Consider the following 22,684-nt stretch of genomic DNA (forward strand, 5'->3'; position numbering starts at 1 on the left):
TGTCTCGCCGCGAAAAGCCGGGCCGCGCGGCCCGCTCCGCCGCGTCGCCGCCGTATTGACACCGCACTGGTCCAGACCGCACCGTGATCCGCGACGCAGCCACACCGAAGGGGTCCCGCATGAGCGACCACAAGCCGGCCGGCCAGTTCTTCGACGCGGCGATCGACCTCCTGCGCCGCGTCCGCGACGAGGAGGCGGACAGCGTCGAGGCGGCCGGCACGCTGCTCGCCGACACCGTGCAGAACGGCGGCCGGCTCTTCGCCTTCGGCGCCGGGCACTCCTCCCTCGCCGCCCAGGACGTCGTGTACCGCGCCGGCGGACTCGCCCTGATGAACCTGCTCACCGTGCCCGGCGTCGTCGGCGTGGACGTGATGCCGGCGACGCTCGGCTCCGCGCTGGAACGCATCGACGGCCTCGCGAGCGCCGTCCTGGACTCCTCCCCGCTCCGCGAGGGCGATGCCCTGGTGATCATCTCCTTGTCGGGGCGCAACGCCCTGCCCGTGGAGATGGCCATGAACGCCCGCGCGCTCGGCATCCGGGTCATCGGCGTGACCTCGGTGGCGTACGCGTCCGGGACGACCTCGCGGCACAGCTCCGGCACCTTCCTCAGGGACCACTGCGACATCGTGCTGGACTCCAAGATCGCCGTCGGGGACGCGGAACTCACCCTCGACACCGTCCCGGCGCCCTTCGCGCCCGCCTCCACGGTGGTCACCAGCGCCCTCATGCAGGCCATGACGGCCACGGCGGCCGCCGCCCTCGCCGACCGCGGTATCGAACCCCCGCTGCTGCGCTCGGGCAACGTGGACGGCGGTCACGAATGGAACGGCCGCGTACTGGACCGGTACCGGGACCGCATCTTCTACCGCCGCTGAGCGGGCCGCGCCGCTCAGCGCCGCGCCGCGCCGCACGGAAACTGATGGTGAACGGGCTGCTGGTCGCGTCCCGCTGCCGTCAGGCAGCGGGACGCAGTCGTTCGAAGCGCAAGGTGCGGGTCCCGGCTCGGGCCCACCGGCCTGCCGGGGGCCTCCCGCACGCACCGCCGGCCGGGCACGTACGCGCACCGGAGCCGGTACCTCGCCAACGGGCGGCCCTTCCGCCCGCCGTGTCACCCCCGTCCGGCTACCGCTCCTCCACCGCGCCCGCCAGGTCCAGGGCCGTGGCGATGCGTACCGCGACGTCCTCGGCGTACATCGCGTCGGACCGTTCGAACGCGCTCCGCCCCGCGCCGCGCAGGAACGTCACGACGCCCAGCGTCCGGCCGCGGCTGCGCAGTGCCGCGCACAGGCCGTGCACCGTGTCCGCCGGCCACTGCCGGGCCACCGCCCACTGCCGCACCCGCTCGGCCGGCACCGCGCGCACACCGGCGCTGGCCCGCACCGAGCCCGCCCGCTCCACGCACTGCACGGCGGGGTGCCCCTCGCCGTAGCGCACCGGCATCCCGGCCGTGCCGGACGGCACGCTCGGCCCCGGCGCGCCGGACGGGGTGGCCGCGACCCGGACCAGCCGGACCGGCTCCGCCGCGTCGGTGTCGACCGCCGCCCCGCCCACGACCCGGTCGATCAGGGCGTGGTCGGCGAACCCGGCCAGCGCGAAGTCCAGGTGGACGATCGCCGCCTCCGCAGGGTCCTCGCACTCGGCCGCGGCCCGCGCCGCCCGGTGCAACTGGTTGGCCCGGAAGCGCAGCAGCGCCGCCTCCTGCTCGCCCTGCTTCGTCTCCGTGACGTCCTGGAACAGCCAGCCGACACCCAGCGGCACCGGCTCCTCCGCGAGCGGCGAGGCCAGCCGCACGAAGCCACTGCGCCAGCACCGGCGCCGCTCCCCGTCCGGCGTGCGCAGGCTCACCCACACCTCGGCCGGCGCGGGTGGCGCGCCCTCGGCCAGGACGTGCGTCAGCGCGTTCTCCAGCTCCTCGACGCCCTGGGCGAGCAGATCACCGAGCGGCCGCCCCAGCACGGACGTGCGCCCGGCCCCCAGTGCCCGTGCCGCGTGCGCGTTGACCACCGCGGGCCGCAGGTCCGCGTCCACCAGGACGACGCCCCAGCTCGCGTCCTCCAGCAGGGCCTCGCTCAGCGCGATGGACCGCTCCAGGTCGATCTGCGTGTGCACCTCGCTGAACGCGCAGTACACCCCGGCGGGCCTCCCGTCGGGACCGCGCACCGCCGCGGACTGGGTCCGCACCAGCACCCGGCCGCCGTCCTTGGTCAGCAGCGCGAACTCGTGCACCTGGCGCCCCGGCGCCCGCATGGCGGACAGCAGCCGGTCCTCCACTTCGCCGGCGTCCGCGCCGCGCACGGCCCACCCGGCGAAGCCCTGCCGTCCCACGGCCTCGGCCGCGCTCCAGCCGAGGATGCGCTCCGCCTCGCGGTTCCAATGGGTCACGACCCCGGCCGCGTCGAAGGCGCACAGGGCCGCGTCCATGCCGTCGAGGAGCGCGGCCAACAGGTCCGCGCCGTCCGGCTCGGGCTGCTCCGGCTCGTCCGGCTCTTCCGGCCCCAGCTCGTCGGTGGTCCCACTACGCCGGGAAGCACTCACCTGGACCCCCTGCAGGCTGCGTCCGCCGTACGGTACGTCGGTTCGCTCACTGGCCTTCATTCAACTCGAACGTGATGCAGCACACACCGAGTTCCCGCAAGATTGCAGAAATCGTTGTACCGCGGAAACTCGGCATACGCCCCTGTCATGACGGGTCGTGCCCGGGTGGGCGGCGAGCCTCCGACCGACCCACTCGTCACCCGGTCCGCCGTCGACGACGGCCCGGGCGTACCCGAGCGGTACCCGACCCGTTCCCGATCCGTGCCCCGGACGTCGACCCACTGACCGTCGCCCGCCTCACCAACGGGCCCCCCGTCGTTTCGTCATGTGCGAAACCGTAGGTGACCAGCGAAGACGCGTCCATGGGAGATCGACGACGAATCGGTCCGGAAAACCGATTGATCGGCGGCCGCCCGTTTCCTAGGGTGGGCCGTACACGAGAAGGGAGGTGGTTCGGCAGATGTATGAGAACCGGACGCGTGAGGTGGCTGCGGGCTAGCAGCCCGGCACCACACGGAGTGCGGCGCCGGACCAGCGCGTGACGGATGCGCGCAGCCGGCCCAATCCCAAGCAGTCACCCGACCCGCGAGTCGCCGGTACGTCCGGCCGGCTCCTCCACTGGAGGAACCAGACTCGCGGGTCGCCTGCGTTCAGGGCCTTCAGGGGTCCTCCGGGGCGTGTCCCGGGGGGTGGTCAGTTCGCGATGCCGGTGTAGCCCTCGATCTCGCGCGGGTCGCGGGAACCGGGGCCCACGTAGTGGGCGGAGGGGCGGACCAGGCGGCCGGTGCGCTTCTGTTCGAGGATGTGGGCGGACCAGCCGGCGGTACGGGCACAGGTGAACATCGAGGTGAACATGGGCGCCGGGACCTCGGCGAAGTCCAGCATGATGGCGGCCCAGAACTCGACGTTGGTGGCCAGGACCCGGTCGGGGCGGCGGGCGTGGAGCTCGGCGAGGGCGGCCTTCTCCAGGGCCTCGGCGACCTCGTAGCGCGGGGCGCCCAGTTCGCGGGCGGTACGGCGCAGGACGCGGGCGCGCGGGTCCTCGGCGCGGTAGACCCGGTGTCCGAAGCCCATGAGGCGTTCGCCCGCGTCGAGGGTCTTCCTGACGTAGGCCTCGGCGTCGCCGGTGCGCTCGATCTCCTCGATCATGTGCAGGACGCGGGAGGGGGCGCCGCCGTGCAGCGGCCCGGACATGGCGCCCACGGCTCCGGAGAGGGCGGCCGCCACGTCCGCGCCGGTGGAGGCGATGACGCGGGCGGTGAAGGTGGAGGCGTTCATGCCGTGCTCGGCGGCGGAGGTCCAGTAGGCGTCGACGGCGGCGACGTGCTTGGGGTCGGGCTCGCCGCGCCAGCGGACCATGAAGCGTTCGACCACCGACCGGGCCTTGTCGATCTCGCGCTGCGGGACCATGGGAAGGCTCTGGCCGCGCGCGGACTGGGCGACGTAGGACAGGGCCATGACCGCGGCGCGGGCGAGGTCGTCACGGGCCTGCCCGGCATCGATGTCCAGCAGGGGTCTGAGGCCCCAGGCCGGGGCGAGCATGGCGAGGGCGGACTGGACGTCGACCCTGATGTCGCCGGAGTGCACGGGGATGGGGAAGGGCTCGGCGGGCGGCAGACCGGGGTCGAAGGCCCCGTCGACGAGCAGGCCCCAGACGTTGCCGAAGGAGACGTGCCCGACCAGGTCCTCGATGTCGACGCCGCGGTAGCGAAGGGCGCCGCCCTCCTTGTCGGGTTCGGCGATCTCCGTCTCGAACGCGACGACTCCCTCTAGCCCGGGTACGAAGTCGGACATCAGGCGGCTCCTCGTGATCAGTGTGGTGTGGCGACCCGGGCGGAGGCGGTGCGGCGCCTCCATGGATCCACGGTCGTGTCCTCGACTCGCGGTCCCGGCGGTCACCCCTGTGATGCCCCGGACGGCCGTCGGTCATCCAGCCGGAGCGGGAGCAAGCACGATATCCCCGGGTGCCACGCTTGGGGAGCCCCCACGGCACTCGGTGCCAGGGCGTGACGAAGGACACCGGTCTTCCCCCGGGGCCACGTGGGGCGGCCGCGCGGATGCGGCAGGATGGGCGGCGTGACCGATCGCGAAGCCGATTCCGCCGCCCCCTTCGATCTCGCCTCGATGCGCAAGCAGTACCGGGCCGAGGGGCTGTCCGAGACCGAGCTGGCCGCGACGCCCGTCGAGCAGTTCGCGCGCTGGTTCAAGCAGGCCGCGACGGACGGCGGGCTGTTCGAGCCGAACGCCATGGTCGTCTCCACGGCGGACGGCGAGGGCCGGCCCAGCTCCCGCACGGTGCTGCTGAAGCACTTCGACGAGCGGGGGTTCGTCTTCTACACCAACTACGACTCCCGCAAGGCGCGCGAGCTGGACGAGAACCCGCGCATCTCGCTGCTGTTCCCGTGGCATCCGATGGCCCGCCAGGTCGTGGTGACGGGCGTCGCGCGGCGCACCGGGCGGGACGAGACCGCCGCCTACTTCCGGACCCGGCCGCACGGCTCCCAGCTGGGTGCCTGGGCCAGCGCGCAGTCCACGGTGGTGGCCGGCCGGCGTGCCCTGGACGCCGCGTACGCCGAACTGGACGCGCGCTATCCGGAGGGCGAGCAGGTGCCGGTGCCGCCGCACTGGGGCGGGTTCCGGGTGGCGCCGGAGGCGGTGGAGTTCTGGCAGGGCCGGGAGAACCGGCTGCACGACCGGCTGCGGTACGTGGCCGAGGGGGACGGCGGCTGGCGGGTGGAGCGGCTCAGCCCGTGACGGGGCGCACGGCTCGCCCCGGGCGAGCCGGGAGAACCGGCTGCACGACCGGCTGCGGTACGTGGCCGAGGGGGACGGCGGCTGGCGGGTGGAGCGGCTCAGCCCGTGACGGGGCGCACGGCTCGCCCCGGGCGTACGCGGTGCGGTGGCCCTCCGGGGTCGGCCGCACCGGCCTGGAAGCCGTCGGTGGGGCCGGGCCGGTTCCCGAACCCGGAGCCGAGGTGACCGAGCGCGAGCGGTGCCCGGTCCCGGGTCAGGTCCTGGAGGGGGCGGCCCCGGCACAGGCCTGGCGGTCCACCGCCGCCACGCCCGGTCGTGCCGCGTTCGCGTCCGCGTCGTCGTGCCGAAGCACTGCCGGACCGTGCCGTCGCCGAGTGCGGTGACCGCCGCGCACGACGGGCACAGGCCGCGCCTGCCTCGGTCACCAGCCGCTCCGGGACGCGGCGGGCGAGCCGCTCGGCGTCGCCCTCACCCGCGCCGGGGTCGGCGACCGCCTGGAACCGGTCCCCGTGGCGTCAGCCCGGCTCCTCGCCCAGCGCCCCGTCCAGCAGCCGCGCCCACTGCTCGACCACCCGTTCCCGCCGCGCCCCGTCGTCGGTGAGGAGATGGGCGAGCCCCAGGCCGCGGGCCATGTCCAGAAGACCCTGGACACTTTCCCGGACGCCGGGGCGGGACTCGTCGGCGCCGAGGAGGTCGACGGCCGTGCGGTGGCTCTCGCGGCCGACGCGGGCCTCCAGCTCGGTCACCCGGCCGCGCAGCTGCTCCTCGTTGGAGGCGGCCACCCACAGGTGGAGGGCGGCGCGGAACAGGGGCCCGGTGTAGAGGTCGACCAGGGCGGCGACCACGGCCCGGCGGTCGTCGGCGGCCGCGCCCTCGGGGAACAGGGCGCGCAGCGCCACGGAGCGTTCCTCCGCGACGTACTCCACGGCGGCCGTGAAGAGGTCCTCGCGGGTCGGGAAGTGGTGCTGGGCGGCGCCGCGGGAGACACCGGCGTGTTCGGCGACGACGGAGACCGTGGATCCGGCCCAGCCGCGCTCGGCGAGGCAGGCCACGGCGGCTTGCAGGAGCCGTTGCCGGGTGGCCCGGCTGCGGTCCTGCTTGGGGACGCGCTCCGCGCGGTCGGCCGTGTTCACGGCGCCGCTCACACCACCCATTCCGGATCCCGTCGTTCGAGGAAGGCCGTCATCCCCTCGCGGGCCTGCGGGGAGGCGAACAGCCGGGCCGAGAGCGCGGTCAGGTCGGCCGCGTCCCGGTCGAAGGCCTCCAGCACCCTAGCCGTGAGCAGCCGTTTCGTCTCGGCCAGACCCTGCGGTGAGGCACGGCGCACACCGTCGAGGACGGGTTCGAGTACGGCGTCCACGTCGTCGCCCGCGGCCGTGACCAGGCCGGTGCGGGCGGCCTCGGCGGCGTCGAAGCGCTCGCCGGTGAGGTAGTAGCGGGCGAGGGCGCGGGGGTCGGCGCGCGGCAGCAGGGCCAGGGAGATGACGGCGGGCGCCACGCCGATGCGGACCTCGGTGAAGGCGAACGTGGCCTCGTTCGAGGCCGCCGCGATGTCGCAGGCGGCGACCAGGCCGAGGCCGCCCGCGCGCACGTGCCCGGCGACCCGGGCGATCACCGGTTTCGGTACTTCGGCGATCCGCCGGAACAGTCCCGCCAGGGCGTCCGGGTCGGGCGGGTCGCGCAGGTCGGCGCCCGCGCTGAAGGTGTTGCCGGTGTGGGCGAGGACGACGGCGCGGACGCCGGGGTCCTCGCCCGCCGCGGTGAGGGCGTCGGCCAGGTCGCCGACGAGGGCGGCGGACAGGGCGTTGCGGTTGCGGGGGGAGTCGAGGGTGAGGGTCTCGACGCCCCGCGTGCGCGTGCGGCCGATCAGGATCACCGCTGCTCCCGGAGCTGTCGGCGCAGGATCTTGCCGGACGCGGCCCGGGGGACGGCCTCGACGAAGGTGACCCGGCGGACGCGTTTGTAGGGGGCGACGCGTTCGGCGACGTACATCATGATCTCGCCCTCCGTGAGGCCGGGCGCGGCCCGCCCGCGTACGACGAAGGCGTGCGGTACTTCGTTGCCGTCGTCGTTGTGGGCGCCGATGACGGCCGCGTCGGCGACGCCGGGGTGGGTGAGCAGGAGGGCCTCCAGTTCGGCCGGGGCCACCTGGAAGCCCTTGTACTTGATCAGCTCCTTGACGCGGTCGACGACGAACAGCCAGCCGTCGGCATCGACCTGACCGACGTCCCCGGTGTGCAGCCAGCCGTCCCCGTCGATCATGGCGGCGGTGGCGTCGGGGCGGCCCAGGTAGCCCTTCATGATCTGGGGCCCGCGGATGAGGATCTCCCCGGCCTCCCCGGTGCCGAGGTCCTTGCCGGGTTCGGTGAGGGAGACGACGCGCATCTCGGTACCGGCGATCAGCTTGCCGACGGTGCCGGGCGGCGCCTCGGCCATGGCGTCCAGGGGGACGACGTGGGTGCCCGGGGACAGTTCCGTCATGCCGTACGCCTGGCCGACGGGCGGCAGGCCGAGCCGCCGGGAGCAGGCGGCGGCGAGCCTGGCGTCCAGGGGCGCGGCGGCGCTGACGACGTACTTCAGCGAGGAGAGGTCGTAGTCGGCGACCAGCGGGTGCTTGGCGAGGGCCAGGACGATCGGCGGGGCGACGTACAGGCTGGTGATGCGGTGGTTCTGGATGGCGGCGAGGAACTGCTCCAGGTCGAAGCGGGGCAGTACGACGACGGTGGCGCCGAGCCGCAGCGGGGCGTTCATCAGGGCGGTGAGGCCGTAGATGTGGAAGAACGGCAGCACGGCGAGGACGCGGTCGCCCGGCGCGGCCGGCATCAGCGGTTCGAGCTGGGCGAGGTTGGTGGCGATCTGCCGGTGGGTGAGCATCACCCCCTTGGGCGTGCCGGTGGTGCCCGAGGAGTACGGCAGGGCGGCGACGTCCTCGGCCGGGTCGATGGTGACGGCCGGTTCGGGTGCGGTGGAGGCCAGCATGTCGATCAGCGAGCGGTGGCCGGGCGCGCTGTCGCACACCAGGATCTCCTGGACGCCGCCCGCGAGTTCGGCGGCCCGGCGGGCGGTGTCGAGGAACGGTGAGACGGTGACGATCCAGCGGGCCCGCGCGTCGCTCAGCTGCTTGGCGAACTCCTCGGCGGTGGCGAGCGGATGCACCGTGGTGACGCAGGCGCCCGCGCGGGTGGCGGCGTAGAAGGCCAGCGGGAAGGCGACGGTGTTGGGGCTGTGCAGGGCGAGGACGTCGCCCTTGCGCACGCCGGTCTCGGCGAGGGCGGCGGCGACGCGCCGGTGGAACCGGTCCACCTGCTCGTAGGTGAGGGTGGTGCCGTCGGTGCCGTCGATCAGCGCCGGGGTGCTCCCGAAGGCGGCGGCCCGGCCGAGCACCGCATCGTGGATGGGCAGGTCGACGGGCGGGACGTCTGCGTACTCGCTGCGGAACACGGTTCCTCCGACACGGGCGGCACCGGCAGCGCCGGTGACACGGGCTAGTACGACTTGGGCAGGCCCAGGGTCTGGTGGGAGACGTAGTTGAGGATCATCTCCCGGCTCACGGGTGCGATGCGGGCCACCCGCGATGCCGTTATCAGCTGGGCCAGACCGTACTCGCGGGTGAGGCCGTTGCCGCCGAGGGTGTGCACGGCCTGGTCGACGGCCCTCACACAGGCCTCCCCGGCCGCGTACTTGGCCATGTTGGCGGCCTCGCCCGCGCCCGTGTCGTCACCGGCGTCGTAGAGGTGGGCCGCCTGCCGCGTCATCAGGCGGGCGAGTTCGAGGTCGATGTGCGCCTGGGCGAGGGGGTGGGCGATGGCCTGGTGGGCGCCGATGGGTGTCTTCCAGACGGTGCGCTGGCGGGCGTACTCCAGGGCGCGGGAGAGCGCGTAGCGGCCCATGCCGATCGCGAAGGCGGCGGTCATGACGCGCTCGGGGTTGAGGCCCGCGAAGAGCTGGAGCAGGCCCGCGTCCTCGTCGCCGACGAGGGCGTCGGCCGGCAGCCGTACGTCGTCGAGGACCAGCTCGAACTGCTTCTCCGCGGCGTTGAGTTCCATGTCGATGGGGCGGCGCTCGAAGCCGTCCGCGTCGCGCGGGACGATGAACAGGCAGGGCTTGAGCCTGCCGGTGCGGGCGTCCTCGGTGCGGCCGACGACGAGGGTGGCGTCGGCGATGTCGACGCCGGAGACGAAGACCTTGCGGCCGGTGAGGAGCCAGTCGGTGCCGTCGCGGCGGGCGGTGGTGGTGATGCGGTGGCTGTTGGAGCCGGCGTCGGGTTCCGTGATGCCGAAGGCCATGAGGCGGCTGCCGTCGGCCAGGGACGGGAGCCAGTCCCGCTTCTGCGCCTCGGTGCCGAAGCGGGCGATGACGGTGCCGCAGATCGCCGGGGAGACGATCATCATCAGCAGGGGGTTGCCCGCGGCGCCCATCTCTTCGAGGACGAGGGAGAGTTCGGTGATGCCGCCGCCTCCTCCGCCGTACGCCTCCGGCAGGTTGACGCCGATGTAGCCGAGTTTGGCCGCCTCCTGCCAGAAGTGCCGGTTGCCGGCGGGGCCGGTGGTGCGGGGGTGGCTTCCGGCGAAGGCCGACACCGCTTCGCGGAGGGACTTGCGCTCTTCGGATTCGATGAGGGTGGTCACGGGGCTCCTTCGGTCGCTGTTCGGGTGCGGGCCCGTTGTGGCTGGTCGCGCGGTTCCCCGCGTCCTGGGTCAGCCGGTCTCGACGACCGCCAGGAGCGTGCCCATCTCCACCTGCCGCCCAGGGGCCACGGGCAGCGCGGTCAGCCTTCCGGTGACCGGGGCCGTGATCCGGTGTTCCATCTTCATGGCCTCCAGCCACAGCAAGGGCTGGCCGGCCGTCACCGCGGCCCCCTCCGTCAGGCCCTCCGCGACGCGGACGACGGTGCCCGGCATGGGGGCGAGGAGGGAGCCGGGGGCGTGCTGGGCGGCGGGGCCGGGGAAGCGGGGCAGGGCGGTGAGGGTGGTGGTGTTCACGTGGACCTGGTCGCCGTAGCGGGCGATCTCGAAGCGGCGCTGTACGCCGTCGGTTTCGAGGACGACCCGCTCGGCGTCGGCGTGCACCACGCGTACCCCCTCGGCGGTGAGGCCGTCGCGGGTGTGGTGGTAGCGGACCTCGTGTTCCTCGCCCGCGACCGCGTACCGCTTGGCCTGCGCCTGCGAGGGCAGGTTGCGCCAGCCGCCGAAGCGGGAGCGGGAGGGCGCGCTCGCCTCGGCGAGGGCGGCGGCCAGCGGGGCGAGGGGATCGGCGCCGGGGCGGGTCAGTTCGGGCAGGTGGCGGTCGTAGAAGCCGGTGTCCATGCGACCGGACGTGAACTCCTCGTGGCGCAGGGAGCGGACGAGCAGGTCGCGGTTGGTGACCGGGCCGTGGATCGCCGCCCGTTCCAGCGCGCCGGCGAGGCGGCGGACGGCCTCCGCGCGCGTGGGTGCGTGGGCGACGGCCTTGGCGAGCATCGGGTCGTAGTGGACGCCGATGTCGTCCCCGCCGGTGTAGCCGGTGTCCAGGCGGATGCCCTCCGGGACGGTGAGGCGGTGCAGGCGGCCGGTCTGCGGGGCCCAGCCCCGGGCCGGGTCCTCGGCGTACAGGCGGGCCTCGACGGCGTGGCCCCGCGCGCGCGGGGGGTCGTTCCCGAGGGCGTGGCCCTCGGCGATGCGGAGCTGGAGGGCGACGAGGTCGACGCCGAAGACGGCCTCCGTGACCGGGTGCTCGACCTGGAGGCGGGTGTTCATCTCCAGGAAGTGCGCCGTGCCGTCCGCGACGAGGAACTCGACGGTCCCGGCGCCGACGTAGTCGACGGCGCGGGCGGCGCGTACCGCGAGATCGTGCAGCTCGCCGGTCAGTTCGGGCGTCAGGCCCGGCGCCGGGGCCTCCTCGATCACCTTCTGGTGGCGGCGCTGGAGGGAGCAGTCGCGGGTGCCCAGTGCCCAGACGGTGCCGTGGGTGTCGGCGAAGATCTGCACCTCGACGTGGCGGCCGTTGTCCACATAGGGCTCGACGAAGACCTCGCCGTCGCCGAAGGCGCTCGCGGCCTCGGCGCGGGCGGCGGTCAGCTCGGCGTCGAGGTCGGCGAGGTCCCGTACGACGCGCATGCCGCGCCCGCCGCCGCCCGCCGCCGCCTTCACCAGCACCGGCAGGTCCGCCGCGGTGACGTCCGTGAGGGGCGCGATGCCCATCAGCTCCTTGGCGCGCGTCTTGGACGCCATCGCCTCGATGGCCGCGGGCGGCGGCCCGATCCAGGTGAGCCCGGCGTCGAGGACGGCGCGCGCGAAGTCGGCGTTCTCGGAGAGGAAGCCGTAGCCGGGGTGGACGGCGTCGGCGCCGGCGGTGACGGCGGCCTTCACGATCAGGTCGCCGCGCAGGTAGGTGTCGGCGGGGGCCGCGCCCGGCAGTCGTACGGCGGCGTCGGCCACGCGCGCGTGGAGGGCGTTCCCGTCGGCGTCGGAGTGCACCGCGACCGTCCGGATTCCCGCCGCGCGGCAGGTGCGGAAGACGCGGCAGGCGATCTCGCCCCGGTTGGCGACGAGGACGGTGCCGAGCACGGTGTGTCCCTCGCTGATGCTGATCACGGTGTTCGTCTCGCTGGTCACGGTGTTCGTTTCGCTGGTCACGGTGTGTTCCTCACATCCGGAAGACGCCGAAGCCGCCGCGCGCGCCCTGGTACGGGGCGGTGTGGACGGCGGACAGGCACAGGCCGAGGACGGTGCGGGTGTCGCGCGGATCGATGACGCCGTCGTCGTAGAGCCGCCCGGACAGGAACATGGGCAGCGACTCGGACTCGATCTGCTGCTCCACCATGGCGCGCAGGGCGGCGTCGCCCTCGTCGTCGTACGGCTGCCCCTTCGCTGCGGCCGACTGGCGGGCGACGATGGAGAGCACGCCGGCGAGCTGCTGCGGGCCCATGACGGCGGACTTGGCGCTGGGCCAGGCGAAGAGGAAGCGGGGGTCGTAGGCGCGGCCGCACATGCCGTAGTGACCGGCGCCGTAGGAGGCGCCCATGAGGACGGACAGGTGGGGGACGCGGGAGTTGGAGACCGCGTTGATCATCATCGCGCCGTGTTTGATGATGCCGCCCTGCTCGTACTCCTTGCCGACCATGTAGCCGGTGGTGTTGTGGAGGAAGAGAAGCGGGATGTCGCGCTGGTTGGCGAGCTGGATGAACTGGGCGGCCTTCTGCGACTCCTCGCTGAAGAGGACCCCCTGGGCGTTGGCGAGGATGCCCACCGGATAGCCGTGCAGGGCCGCCCAGCCGGTCGTCAGGCTCGTTCCGTACAGCGGCTTGAACTCGTCGAAGTCGGAGGCGTCGACGATCCGGGCGATCACCTCGCGCGGGTCGAAGGGGACCTTGAGGTCGCCGGGGACGATGCCGAGCAGTTCCTCGGGGTCGTACCTGGGCGGCTCGGCGGGTGCCGGATCGGCGTACGCCTTGCGGTGGTTGAGGCGGGCGACCACCCGGCGGGCCTGGCGCAGGGCGTCCGGCTCGTCGACCGCGAAGTGGTCGGCGAGGCCCGAGGTGCGCGCGTGCATCTCGGCACCGCCCAGCGACTCGTCGTCGCTCTCCTCGCCGGTGGCCATCTTGACCAGCGGCGGACCGCCGAGGAACACCTTGGCGCGCTCCTTGACCATGATCACGTGGTCGGACATGCCGGGGATGTACGCGCCGCCCGCGGTCGAGTTGCCGAAGACGACGGCGATGGTGGGGATTCCGGCCGCGGACAGCCGGGTCAGGTCCCGGAAGATCGCGCCGCCCGGGACGAAGATCTCCTTCTGGGAGGGCAGGTCGGCGCCGCCGGACTCGACCAGGCTGACGCAGGGCAGCCGGTTGGCGAGCGCGATGTCGTTGGCGCGCAGCGCCTTCTTCAGCGACCAGGGATTGCTGGCTCCGCCGCGCACGGTCGGGTCGTTGGCGGTGATGAGGCACTCGACGCCCTCGACCACGCCGATACCGGTGACGAGGGAGCCGCCGGTCGCGTACTCGCTCCCCCAGGCCGCCAGCGGGGACAGCTCCAGGAACGGCGTGTCGGGGTCGAGGAGCAGCTCGACGCGCTCGCGGGCGAGGAGCTTGCCGCGCCCCCGGTGCCGGGCGACGTACTTCTCGCCGCCGCCCGCGAGGGCCTTGGTGTGCTCGGCGTCCAGGCCGGCGAGTTTGGCGAGCATCGCCTCGCGGTGCTCGCGGTGGTCGGGGCCGCTGGGGTCCAGGGCCGACGGCAGGACGGTCACAGGAGGGCCTCCGGGATGTCCAGGTGGCGGGCGCGCAGCCACTCGCCGAGCGCCTTGGCCTGCGGGTCGAAACGGGCCTGCGCGGCGACGCCCTCGCCGAGGATGCCCTCGACGACGAAGTTGAGGGCGCGCAGGTTGGGCAGCGGGTGCCGGGTGACGGGCAGGGCGCGGGCCTCGGGGATCAGCTCGCGGAACCGGTCGGCGGTCAGCTCGTGCGCGAGCCAGCGCCAGGCGTCCTCGGTGCGCGCCCACACGCCGACGTTGGCGTTGCCGCCCTTGTCGCCGCTGCGGGCCCCGGCGACGAGGCCGAGGGGGGCGCTCTTGAGCGGCCCTGCCGGCAGGGGCTCCGGCAGGGGCGGCTCCGGTACGTCCGCCGGTGCGGCGGCGTCCCGGGCCGGTGGCACCGCCACTCGGCGCCCGTCGTGGAGCACGGCGATGTGCCCGACGGTGTCCCGGGGGACGTGAAGGGCGTCGAACACCCCATAGGGCGCCCCCTTTCCGGGTGGGGCGAGCACATGGAACCCGGGGTAACTGGCGAGGGCCAGCTCGATCGCGGCACCGCTCAGCGCCCGGCCGACGACCTGCTGGTCGGCGTCCCGGACGACGAGCCGCAGCAGGGCGCTCGCCGTCTCCTCCGTCGGCGCGTCGGGCCGGTCGGTGCGGGCCAGGTCCCAGCGGACGTCGGCGGCCTGGCCGAGCGCGGGTTCCAGCTGGGCCCGCACCAGCGCGGCCTTGGCCTCGATGTCGAGGCCGGTGAGCACGAAGGCGACCTCGTTGCGGAAGCCGCCGAGCCGGTTCAGGCCGACCTTGAGGGTGGGCGGCGGTGCCTCGCCCCGCACCCCCTCGACGCGGACGCGGTCGGCGCCGTCCCGGGTGAGCCGTACGGTGTCCAGCCGGGCGGTGACGTCGGGCCCCGCGTACCGGGCGCCGCCCGTCTCGTACAGCAGCTGGGCGGTGACGGTGCCGACGTCGACGAAGCCGCCGGTGCCGTCGTGCTTGGTGATGACCGAGGTGCCGTCGGCGTGCAGTTCGGCGAGCGGGAAGCCGGGCCGCCGTACGTCGCCTTCCTGGAAGAACGCGTAGTTGCCGCCGGTCGCCTGCGCCCCGCACTCCAGCACGTGCCCGGCGACGACCGCGCCCGCGAGCCGGTCGTAGTCCGTCGGCCCCCAGCCGAAGTGCGCGGCGGCCGGCCCGGTGACCAGGGCGGCGTCGGTGACCCGCCCGGTGACGACCACGTCGGCGCCCGCGCGCAGGCACGCGGCGATGCCGAAGCCGCCGAGGTAGGCGTGCGCGGCCAGCACGCCCGGGTGGGCGGCGGTGAGGTCGTCGCCCTCGACGTGCGCGACCCGCACCGGGATGCCGAGCCGGCCGGCCAGCGCCCGTACGGCGTCGGCGAGCCCGGCGGGGTTGAGGCCCCCGGCGTTGGCGACGATGCGGACCCCCCGCTCGTGGGCGAGGCCGAGGCACTCCTCCAGTTGCCGCAGGAAGGTGCGGGCGTACCCGGCGCCGGGGTCTTTCAGCCGGTCCCGGCCCAGGATGAGCATGGTCAGCTCGGCGAGGTAGTCGCCGGTGAGGACGTCCAGGGGGCCGTCGGTGAGCATGTCGCGCATGGCGTCGAAGCGGTCGCCGTAGAAGCCGGAGGCGTTGCCGACACGCAGCACGCTCACCGGGGCTCCTCCTTCGGCGGGCGTCCGGTTCCCGGCGGTCCGGCGAAGGCCTGGGCGATGTCCAGCCAGCGGTCGGCGTCCGCGCCCTCGGCGGTGAGGGCGAGGTCGGCGCGGTGGGCGCGCCGGGTGGCCAGGAGGCAGAAGTCGAGCGCCGGGCCGGTGACGCGCTGCGGGGCGTCCTCGGGGCCGTACGCCCACAGGTCGCCGCCGGGGCCGGTGAGTTCGACGCGGAACTGCTCGGCGGGCGGGGTGAGTCCGTGCACGGTGTGGGCGAAGTCCCGGGCGCGGACGCCGATGCGGGCCACGTGCCGCAGGCGGTCGGTGGGCGGGCGTACGACGCCGATCGCGTCCGCGATGTCCAGGCCGTGGGCCCAGGTCTCCATCAGGCGGGCGGTGGCCATGGAGGCGGCGGCCATGGGCGGGCCGTACCAGGGGAAGCGCGCGCCGGGCGCGGCGGCGCGCAGCGCCCGGTCGAGGACGGCGCGGCCCTGCCTCCAGGCCGCCAGCAGCGCGGCGGGTGCCAGCCGGGCACCCTCCTCGGCGCCGTCGTCGACGTACCGGTCGGGCGCGGCGAGGGCCTGTTCGACCAGGCCCTCGAAGCCGTCCTCGTCGGTGACGGCGAGCAGGGCGGCCCGGTCGGTCCAGTTCAGGTGCGCGATCTGGTGGGCGATCGTCCAGCCGGGCGCCGGGGTGGCGAGACGCCACCCCTGAGGGTCCAACTTGGCGACCAGCGCGTCGAGTTCCTCGCTCTCCTCGCGCAGGTCGTCGATCACGGGCGTCGGGTCGGACACGGTCGCTCCCCTCGGGGACGGCGGCTTGCGGCGCGGTGTGGTGAGGAGCATGGCAGGAGCCGTGATAACAATCAAGCACGCTTGCATGATTCTTGGCGAGGGCACCCGCTCGCATGTTCCGGGGTGCTCACCGCGACGGTGCGCCGCTCACGCCCGGTCTGTCACTGTTGCCGGCCAGACCGTCAGGTCCACGGTGAGGAAGCCGATCTCCGGCACGGCGGCCGGCTTCGTCCGGATGACCAGCAGCGCGATGTCGCCGTTGCGGTGCCTGACGCGGATCTCGGTTCCGGCCGACGCCCCGGCCGGCGGGAGCTTGTGGCGCGCCTCCGTGTCGGCGGTCGGCCGACGGCACGTCGTACGTGGCGCCGGGACCGAGGGGGTTCTGGGCGATCACGCCGGTGTCGCTCGTCAGCTCGCGCCCTGCGCTCTCGCCCCGGCAGCCGAAGCGGATGTCTCCCTCGCGGTCCTTGCGGGTGACGGTCCGCCGGGCCGGGGCTTGGCGGGCCCGCGGCGGTTACGGGAGTTCCGGGAGTGCTTTCGTCCGCCGCCGCCCGACCTGGGCCCGCACCGCGCCCATGCTCGCCGCGACGACCAGCGCGATGGCGGCGGACTGGGTGGCGGACAGGGCCTGGTCGAGGATGAGGAAGCCGGCCGCCGCGGCGATGGCGGGTTCCAGGCTCATGAGGACGGCGAAGGTCGGCGCGGGCAGGCGGCGCAGGGCGAGGAGTTCGAGGGTGTACGGCAGGACGGAGGAGAGGACGGCGACCCCGGCGCCCAGCGCGAGCGTCACCGGGTCGATCAGCCTGCCGCCCGACTCGGCGATGCCCAGCGGCAGGAACAGCAGCGCCCCGACCGCCATCGCGAGGGCCAGGCCGTCGGCCTGGGGGAAGCGGCGTCCGGTGCGGGCGCTGAAGACGATGTACGCCGCCCACATCGCGCCCGCCGCCAGCGCGAAGGCGGCACCGGCCGGGTCGAGGCCGTCGAAGCCGCCACCGCCCAGCAGGAAGACGCCGGCCAGCGCGAGCCCGGCCCAGACGAAGTTGACGGCGCGGCGGGAGGCGAAGACGGACAGGGCGAGCGGGCCGAGCACCTCAAGGGTGACGGCCGGGCCGAGCGGGATGCGGTCGACGGCCTGGTAGAAGAGGCCGTTCATACCGGCCATGGCGGTGCCGAAGACCACGACCGTGCCCCAGTCGGCCCTGGAGTGGCCGCGCAGCCGCGGCCGGCAGACCAGGAGCATGACGACGGCCGCCACGACCAGCCGCAGGGTCACCACGCCGAGCGCCCCGGCCCGCGGCATCAGGCTCACGGCCAGCGCGGCGCCGAACTGCACGGAGAGACCACCGGCGAGGACCAGGCCGACCGGCCCGAGGGAACCGAACCGCCCGCCCGGCGCACCGTCCGGCACCGACGCCAGGCCGGTGGCGGGCGCGGCGCCGGGGACGGCCACGGGTGCGGCGGCCGGGGACGAGGTGCCGGGGGCGGCGCTGGGGGTACTCACGGGGACTCCGGGGCGGTCTGCGGGTGGACGTCGTTCATCACGCTGTACGGCATGGTCCAGGGTAATGGACTCTGTCAGGCATGTAGCACTCCTACGCAACTGTCGGCTCCGGGGCGCGCGGCTGTCAACGCACGTCCGGCAGGCGAGCGGGACCACCGCCCGCCCCGGCCGCGGACCGACCGGGTACCGTCCGCCGGGTGAGACGACTCCTGACCCGCCTCTGGCGCCTGCTGCGCCCCGTCCAGAGCCGCGTGATGTGGCTGCTGCACACCAAGTACGTGGTCGGCGTGACCGGTGTCGTGCGCGACGAAGAGGGGCGGGTCCTGCTGCTGAAGCACCGGATGTGGCCCCCGGGCCGCCAGTGGGGTCTGCCGAGCGGCTTCGCCCGCAAGGGCGAGGATTTCCGGCAGACCGTGGTCCGCGAGGTCAAGGAGGAGACCGACCTCGACGTGGAGGTCGGCCGCCTGGTCATGCTCGACAGCGGGCCGCGCACCCGCGTCGAGATGGCGTACGAGGCCCGTCTGCTGGGCGGCGAGCTGCGCCTCGACCCGTTCGAGATCCTGGAGGCCCGCTGGTGCCGCCCGGACGACCTTCCCGAGGGCGTCCAGCCGGTGTGCCGGCCGCTGGCCCGGGGCGAGACGATGCTCTGAGCCGCCTTCGCGGGCGGCTGTCGAAATCGCGGACTCCCGGTCGACGTGGAAGTGAAGGCAGAACGACGACCCCCGCACCCACGACCCCCGGGAGCCCCTCATGACCGTGACCGCGGACCTGGCCATCACCCTCGACGGCTACGTCGCCGGCCCGAACGTCACCCTCGACAACCCGGGCGGCGACGGCGCCGAGCCGATCTTCCAGTGGATCCACACCCTGGCGAGCTGGCGCGAGCGCCAGGGCATGACCGGCGGGGACGAGAACCGCGACTCCGAGCTGGTCCGGGAGTGGTTCGAGGCCACCGGAGCGGTGGTCATGGGCCGGACGATGTACGACACGGGCGAGGAGCCCTGGGGCGACGACCCGCCCTTCCGTACCCCGGTGTTCGTCCTCACCCACCGCCCCCGCCCCACCCTGGTGAAGGAGGGCGGCACCACCTTCACCTTCGTGGCCGACGGCATCCACAGCGCTCTGGAGCGGGCGAGGGCCGCCGCCGGGGACCGGAACGTCGACATCGGGGGCGGCGCGGACACGGTCCGGCAGTACGTCGCGGCGGGGCTCGTCGACGAGCTCCAGCTGCACGTGGTGCCCGCGCTCCTCGGCGACGGGCTGCGGCTCTTCGAGGGGCTGGGCGCGCAGCGACGCGACCTGGAACAGGTGAGGGTCGTCGAGACCCCGTCGGCCACCCACCTTAAGTACCGCTTCGTGAAGTGACCCGGCCGACCGGTGCCGCCGGTCAGCCCATGCTCTTGGCGCCGTCCAGGGACTCGCGGATGATGTCGGCGTGGCCGGCGTGCTGGGCGGTCTCGGCGATGATGTGCATCAGCACCCGGCGGGCCGACCACCGCGCTCCGGCCTCGAACCACGGGGCCTTCGGCAACGGGTGCGTGGCCCCCAGGTCGGGCAGGGTGGCGACCAGCTCGTCGGTCCGGCGGGCCGCCTCGGCGTAGTCGGCCAGCACACCGGCCAGCGTCTCACCGGGCAGCATCCGGAACTCGTCGGCCCGCCGTGCCCAGTCGGCCTCGGTCATGGCCGCGAAGTCCTTCATCGCCGACGGGCCGTTCAGAATGAAGGCCCCCCAATTCCGCTCGCCCGCGGTCATGTGCTTGATCAGGCCGCCCAGGCAGAGCTCGCCGGCGGTGGTCCGGAGCCCGGCCTGCTCGTCGGTGAGGTCACGGGTGGTGAAGCGCAGGAAGTGCCGGTGCTTTGCCAGCATCTCCAGCAGGTCGGCGCGCTCACCGGTCATGGCCGGGGCCTCGGTCGGGTCGTCGGTCGACAGGTCGCTCGTGGTGGTCTCGTCGAAAACCATGGTCTCCGCCTTCCGGTGTTCCTGCTCCGTCGGTCGAGGACCACGCTACGAGCGCTCTAGGTCGGTCCGTGTCCTAGAGCGTGACCGGCGCGGCTCCCGCCCGGCGAGTCCGATCACGGCCTGCTGGATGCCCTGGCCACCGTCACTGCTGATGTACACCGCCGCGCTCCGGGCCCCGTCGCCGGTGGCACCGACCCAGGTGACGCAGCCGGGCAGTTCGTCCCGGTGGCCGTAGTAGCCGCCGCCGGATCGCGCGGTGCCGCCCTCGCGGACGCACTCCGGGTGGCCGAGAGCCGGGGACGGAGGCTGAACGGGCTCAATTGAGCGGGGCGAGGACACACAGGCGGTTCTGTCAGCGTTTCCCGGGACCATCCTCCAGCCCCTCCGCCAGCACCTCCGCGAGATGCCGCCCTCGCACCCCCGCCAGCTGCCCCAGCTGGGTCCGGCAGGAGAAGCCGTCCGCCAGGACCACCGCCCCGTCCGGCGCCTCGCGCACCGCCGGGAGCAGCTGGTCCTCGGCGCAGGCGGCCGACACCTCGTAGTGGCCGTCCTCGAAACCGAAGTTGCCCGCGAGGCCGCAGCAGCCGCCGCTCAGCTCACCGGTCAGGCCCGCCGCCTCGCGCAGCCGGCGGTCGGCCGTGTCGCCCAGGACCGCGTGCTGGTGGCAGTGGGTCTGGCCGGTGACCGGGCGGTCCACCGCGGGCGGGGCCCAGCCGGGGGCGTGGCGTTCCAGGGCCTCGGCGAAGGTCAGGACGCGGGCGGCGAGCCGGGCCGCCCGCGGGTCGTCGTGCAGCAGCTCGGGCAGGTCCGTGCGCAGGGCGGCGGCGCAGCTCGGTTCCAGGACGACGACCGGCGCCGAGGTCTCCAGCACGGGCGTCATCAGGTCCAGCGTGCGGCGCAGCACCGCGCGGGCACGGTCCAGCTGGCCCGTCGACACGTACGTCAGACCGCAGCAGACCCTCCCACGGCGGGCCGTCAGCAGAGACAGGAGCGGGGCCGCCGACCTCGACGTACCGTCGCCGACCACGGCGGGCCCCCGCAGCGTCGGCGGCAGCACCACCCGCAGCCCCGCGGCTTCCAGCACCCGTACGGCCGCCCGGCCCACGGACGGCGACAGGTGCTCGGTGAACGTGTCGGGCCACAGGACGACCAGGGCTCCCCCGCCGGAGGACGCCTCCCGCCCGCGCCACCACCGACTGAACGTCTCCCTGGCCAGCCGCGGCAGCTCCCGCTCCCGCGCGATCCCGCCCAGCCGTTTCGCCACGGCGGTCAACGGCCTCACGGAGGCGAGGGCGTTGACGACCGGCGCCACCCGCGCCCGCGCCGCCCAGCGCAGCCACACCGGCAGCCACCCCATCGCGTAGTGGGCGGCGGGGCGGCGGCGCCCCGCGTAGTGGTGGTGCAGGAACTCCGCCTTGTACGTGGCCATGTCGACCCCGACCGGGCAGTCGGAGCGGCAGCCCTTGCAGGACAGGCACAGGTCCAGGGCGTCGCGGACCTCAGGCGAGCGCCAGCCGTCCGTGACCAGCTCGCCCGCGAGCATCTCGTGCAGCAGGCGGGCCCGCCCGCGCGTGGAGTGCTCCTCCTCTCCCGTCGCCCGGAACGACGGGCACATCACGCCCGAGCCGGACACCGACGTCGTACGGCACTTGGCGACCCCCACGCAGCGGCGCACCGCCGCCGAGAAGTCGCCGCCGTCGGACGGGTAGCCGAACTCCACGTCCACCGGCCCGCGCGGCAGGACGGCGAAACGGAGGTTCGTGTCGAGGGGGGCCGGGCGGACCAGCATCCCGGGGTTGAGAAGGTCGTCCGGGTCCCAGAGCGCCTTCGCACGCCCGAACAGCGCCACCGTCTCCTCCCCGTACATCCTGGGCAGCAGCTCCGCCCGCGCCTGCCCGTCCCCGTGCTCCCCGGACAGCGAACCCCCGTGCGCGACGACCACGTCCGCCAGTTCCTCCGAGAAGCGGCGGAAGCGGGCGACCCCGTCGGCCGTCAGCAGGTCGAAGTCGATGCGTACGTGGATGCAGCCGTCGCCGAAGTGCCCGTACGGCGTGCCGCGCAACGCGTGGGCGGTGAGCAGGCGCCGGAAGTCCCGCAGGTAGCCGCCCAGCCGGGCCGGCGGCACCGCGCAGTCCTCCCACCCCGGCCACGCCTCCGAACCGTCCGGCATCCGCGTCGCCGTGCCGCTCGCGTCCTCCCTGACGCGCCACAGCGCCCGCTGCCCGGCCGGGTCGGTCACCACGAGCGCGTCCACGACATCCGCCGCCCGCACGACCGCCTCCGCGAGCGCGCGTGCCTCCGCCTCCGTGTCGCCGCCCGTCTCCGCGAACAGCCAGGCGCCGCCCCGGGGCAGCCCTTCCGTGGACGGCACCAGGTCCACCGCCATGCCCTCCACCGTCAGCGGGCCCAGCGGCAGCAGCCCGGCGGCCGCCTCCGCCGCTCCGGCCTCGTCGACGTAGCCCAGTACGGCCAGCGCACGCGCGCGCGGCGACTCGACCAGCCGGACGACCGCCTCGGTCAGCACGCCCAGCGTGCCCTCCGAGCCGCAGAAGGAGCGGGCCACGTCCGCGCCCTTCTCCGGCAGCAGCGCGTCCAGCGCGTAGCCGGAGATTCGGCGCGGAAGATCGGGGAAACCGGTGCGCAGACGCGCCAGATCGCCGTCCACCAGTTCGCGCAGGCCGTCCGGCGCCCCGGACCACTCCCGCCCCAGCCGCAGCCGCTCACCGCGCGCGGTGAGCACGGACAGCTCGCGGACGCCGTCCGCCGTCGTGCCCCACGCCACCGAGTGGGAACCGCACGAGTTGTTGCCGATCATGCCGCCGAGCGTGCACCGGCTGTGGGTGGAGGGATCGGGGCCGAAGCGCAGGCCGTGCGGGGCGGCGGCGTCCTGGAGGCGGTCCAGGACCAGGCCGGGCTGGACCACGGCCGTGCGGGCCTCCGGGTCGAGCGAGACCAGCCGGTTCATGTGCCGGGTGAAGTCCACCACCACCCCCGTACCCGTCGCCTGCCCGGCGATCGACGTGCCGCCGCCCCGCGCCACGACCGGCACCCCGCGCTCCCGGCACACCTCCAGCACGGCCGCCACGTCGTCGGCGTCCCTGGGCGCGACCACCCCGAGCGGGACCCTCCGGTAGTTCGACGCGTCCATGGTGGTCAGCGCCCGCGACGTGACGTCGAACCCGACCTCGCCGCGGACGGCCCTGCGCAGTGCTGCCTCCAGATCGGTCATGCCCTCCAGCATGGGCTCTCGTAG

Annotated in this window: 17 protein-coding genes and 1 pseudogene; 5 read left to right on the forward strand and 13 right to left on the reverse strand. The window is 74.3% G+C overall.

The genetic code is table 11. The annotated features are described in order from the left end of the window. The first annotated feature begins 119 nt into the window (after positions 1-119). Positions 120-875 (forward strand): SIS domain-containing protein, encoded by a 756-nt coding sequence (locus tag ACGFYH_RS10135; protein WP_393802665.1) that lies wholly within the window; start codon positions 120-122, stop codon positions 873-875. Between the two features lie 247 nt (positions 876-1,122). Here the strand turns inward: ACGFYH_RS10135 and ACGFYH_RS10140 are convergent, their stop codons facing one another. Beyond that, complete coding sequence (locus tag ACGFYH_RS10140) at positions 1,123-2,535, reverse strand: PAS domain-containing protein (RefSeq protein WP_393802666.1); 1,413 nt, start codon at positions 2,533-2,535, stop codon at positions 1,123-1,125. A 693-nt stretch (positions 2,536-3,228) separates the two neighbouring features. Continuing rightward, positions 3,229-4,329, reverse strand: coding sequence for a citrate synthase 2 (locus ACGFYH_RS10145; RefSeq protein ID WP_393802667.1), 1,101 nt, complete (start codon positions 4,327-4,329; stop codon positions 3,229-3,231). Positions 4,330-4,602: 273 nt separating this feature from the next. Between ACGFYH_RS10145 and pdxH the strand changes: the two genes are divergently transcribed. Together pdxH and ACGFYH_RS10155 are read left to right on the forward strand one after the other, a co-directional pair. Continuing rightward, the gene (gene pdxH / locus ACGFYH_RS10150; protein WP_393802668.1) at positions 4,603-5,289 is read left to right on the forward strand and encodes a pyridoxamine 5'-phosphate oxidase; all 687 of its coding nucleotides are present in this window, start codon (positions 4,603-4,605) and stop codon (positions 5,287-5,289) included. A gap of 28 nt (positions 5,290-5,317) precedes the next feature. Beyond that, positions 5,318-5,398, forward strand: a pseudogene (locus tag ACGFYH_RS10155) (pyridoxine 5'-phosphate oxidase C-terminal domain-containing protein); the annotation flags it as partial. A 406-nt stretch (positions 5,399-5,804) separates the two neighbouring features. Here the strand turns inward: ACGFYH_RS10155 and ACGFYH_RS10160 are convergent. The 9 genes from ACGFYH_RS10160 to ACGFYH_RS10200 all read right to left on the reverse strand — a co-directional run bounded on the left by ACGFYH_RS10160 (position 5,805) and on the right by ACGFYH_RS10200 (position 17,471). Further along, entirely contained in the window at positions 5,805-6,443 is a 639-nt protein-coding gene (locus tag ACGFYH_RS10160; protein ID WP_393802669.1) for a TetR/AcrR family transcriptional regulator, read from the reverse strand. Beyond that, the gene (locus ACGFYH_RS10165; RefSeq protein WP_393802670.1) at positions 6,431-7,165 is read right to left on the reverse strand and encodes an enoyl-CoA hydratase family protein; all 735 of its coding nucleotides are present in this window, start codon (positions 7,163-7,165) and stop codon (positions 6,431-6,433) included. Before ACGFYH_RS10165 ends, ACGFYH_RS10160 begins: the two co-directional genes overlap by 13 nt. Next, complete coding sequence (locus tag ACGFYH_RS10170) at positions 7,162-8,730, reverse strand: 4-coumarate--CoA ligase family protein (RefSeq protein WP_393802671.1); 1,569 nt, start codon at positions 8,728-8,730, stop codon at positions 7,162-7,164. The genes ACGFYH_RS10165 and ACGFYH_RS10170 overlap by 4 nt, the downstream gene beginning before the upstream one ends. A 44-nt stretch (positions 8,731-8,774) precedes the next feature. Further along, a complete protein-coding gene (locus ACGFYH_RS10175) occupies positions 8,775-9,917 on the reverse strand; it encodes an acyl-CoA dehydrogenase family protein (protein ID WP_393802672.1) in 1,143 nt (380 codons plus the stop codon). Between the two features lie 69 nt (positions 9,918-9,986). Then, positions 9,987-11,834 (reverse strand): biotin carboxylase N-terminal domain-containing protein, encoded by a 1,848-nt coding sequence (locus tag ACGFYH_RS10180; protein WP_393802867.1) that lies wholly within the window; start codon positions 11,832-11,834, stop codon positions 9,987-9,989. A gap of 79 nt (positions 11,835-11,913) precedes the next feature. Further along, positions 11,914-13,512 (reverse strand): acyl-CoA carboxylase subunit beta, encoded by a 1,599-nt coding sequence (locus ACGFYH_RS10185; RefSeq protein WP_393802673.1) that lies wholly within the window; start codon positions 13,510-13,512, stop codon positions 11,914-11,916. Next, complete coding sequence (locus ACGFYH_RS10190; RefSeq protein ID WP_393802674.1) at positions 13,509-15,179, reverse strand: acyclic terpene utilization AtuA family protein; 1,671 nt, start codon at positions 15,177-15,179, stop codon at positions 13,509-13,511. The genes ACGFYH_RS10185 and ACGFYH_RS10190 overlap by 4 nt, the downstream gene beginning before the upstream one ends. Beyond that, positions 15,176-15,970, reverse strand: coding sequence for a TIGR03084 family metal-binding protein (locus ACGFYH_RS10195; protein ID WP_393802675.1), 795 nt, complete (start codon positions 15,968-15,970; stop codon positions 15,176-15,178). Before ACGFYH_RS10195 ends, ACGFYH_RS10190 begins: the two co-directional genes overlap by 4 nt. Before the next feature lie 514 nt (positions 15,971-16,484). After that, on the reverse strand, positions 16,485-17,471 hold the full coding sequence (locus ACGFYH_RS10200; protein WP_393802676.1) for a DMT family transporter: 987 nt from the start codon (positions 17,469-17,471) through the stop codon (positions 16,485-16,487). 197 nt (positions 17,472-17,668) lie between these two features. On the opposite strand from ACGFYH_RS10200, the gene ACGFYH_RS10205 reads away from it, so the two are divergent. Continuing rightward, positions 17,669-18,121, forward strand: a complete 453-nt coding sequence (locus ACGFYH_RS10205; protein WP_393802677.1) for an NUDIX hydrolase — start codon at positions 17,669-17,671, stop codon at positions 18,119-18,121. 100 nt (positions 18,122-18,221) lie between these two features. Then, positions 18,222-18,836, forward strand: a complete 615-nt coding sequence (locus tag ACGFYH_RS10210) for a dihydrofolate reductase family protein (RefSeq protein ID WP_393802678.1) — start codon at positions 18,222-18,224, stop codon at positions 18,834-18,836. 22 nt (positions 18,837-18,858) lie between these two features. Here ACGFYH_RS10210 and ACGFYH_RS10215 read toward each other — a convergent pair whose 3' ends face one another. Together ACGFYH_RS10215 and ACGFYH_RS10220 are read right to left on the reverse strand one after the other, a co-directional pair. After that, complete coding sequence (locus ACGFYH_RS10215) at positions 18,859-19,368, reverse strand: DinB family protein (protein WP_393802868.1); 510 nt, start codon at positions 19,366-19,368, stop codon at positions 18,859-18,861. A 415-nt stretch (positions 19,369-19,783) separates the two neighbouring features. Continuing rightward, entirely contained in the window at positions 19,784-22,660 is a 2,877-nt protein-coding gene (locus tag ACGFYH_RS10220; RefSeq protein WP_393802679.1) for an FAD-binding and (Fe-S)-binding domain-containing protein, read from the reverse strand. Positions 22,661-22,684: the final 24 nt, after the last annotated feature.

Origin of the sequence: Streptomyces sp. NPDC048392 (genome assembly GCF_043200575.1) — a bacterium.
GTDB lineage: Bacteria > Actinomycetota > Actinomycetes > Streptomycetales > Streptomycetaceae > Streptomyces.

Bases quoted from the DNA above. Each gene is read 5' to 3' on its own strand.
- ACGFYH_RS10135 (WP_393802665.1), top strand. From the start codon at position 120: ATGAGCGACCACAAGCCGGCCGGCCAGTTCTTCGACGCGGCGATCGAC.
- ACGFYH_RS10145 (WP_393802667.1), bottom strand. From the start codon at position 4,329: ATGTCCGACTTCGTACCCGGGCTAGAGGGAGTCGTCGCGTTCGAGACG.
- pdxH (WP_393802668.1), top strand. From the start codon at position 4,603: ATGGGCGGCGTGACCGATCGCGAAGCCGATTCCGCCGCCCCCTTCGAT.
- ACGFYH_RS10160 (WP_393802669.1), bottom strand. From the start codon at position 6,443: ATGGGTGGTGTGAGCGGCGCCGTGAACACGGCCGACCGCGCGGAGCGC.
- ACGFYH_RS10210 (WP_393802678.1), top strand. From the start codon at position 18,222: ATGACCGTGACCGCGGACCTGGCCATCACCCTCGACGGCTACGTCGCC.
- ACGFYH_RS10215 (WP_393802868.1), bottom strand. From the start codon at position 19,368: ATGACCGGTGAGCGCGCCGACCTGCTGGAGATGCTGGCAAAGCACCGG.
- ACGFYH_RS10220 (WP_393802679.1), bottom strand. From the start codon at position 22,660: ATGACCGATCTGGAGGCAGCACTGCGCAGGGCCGTCCGCGGCGAGGTC.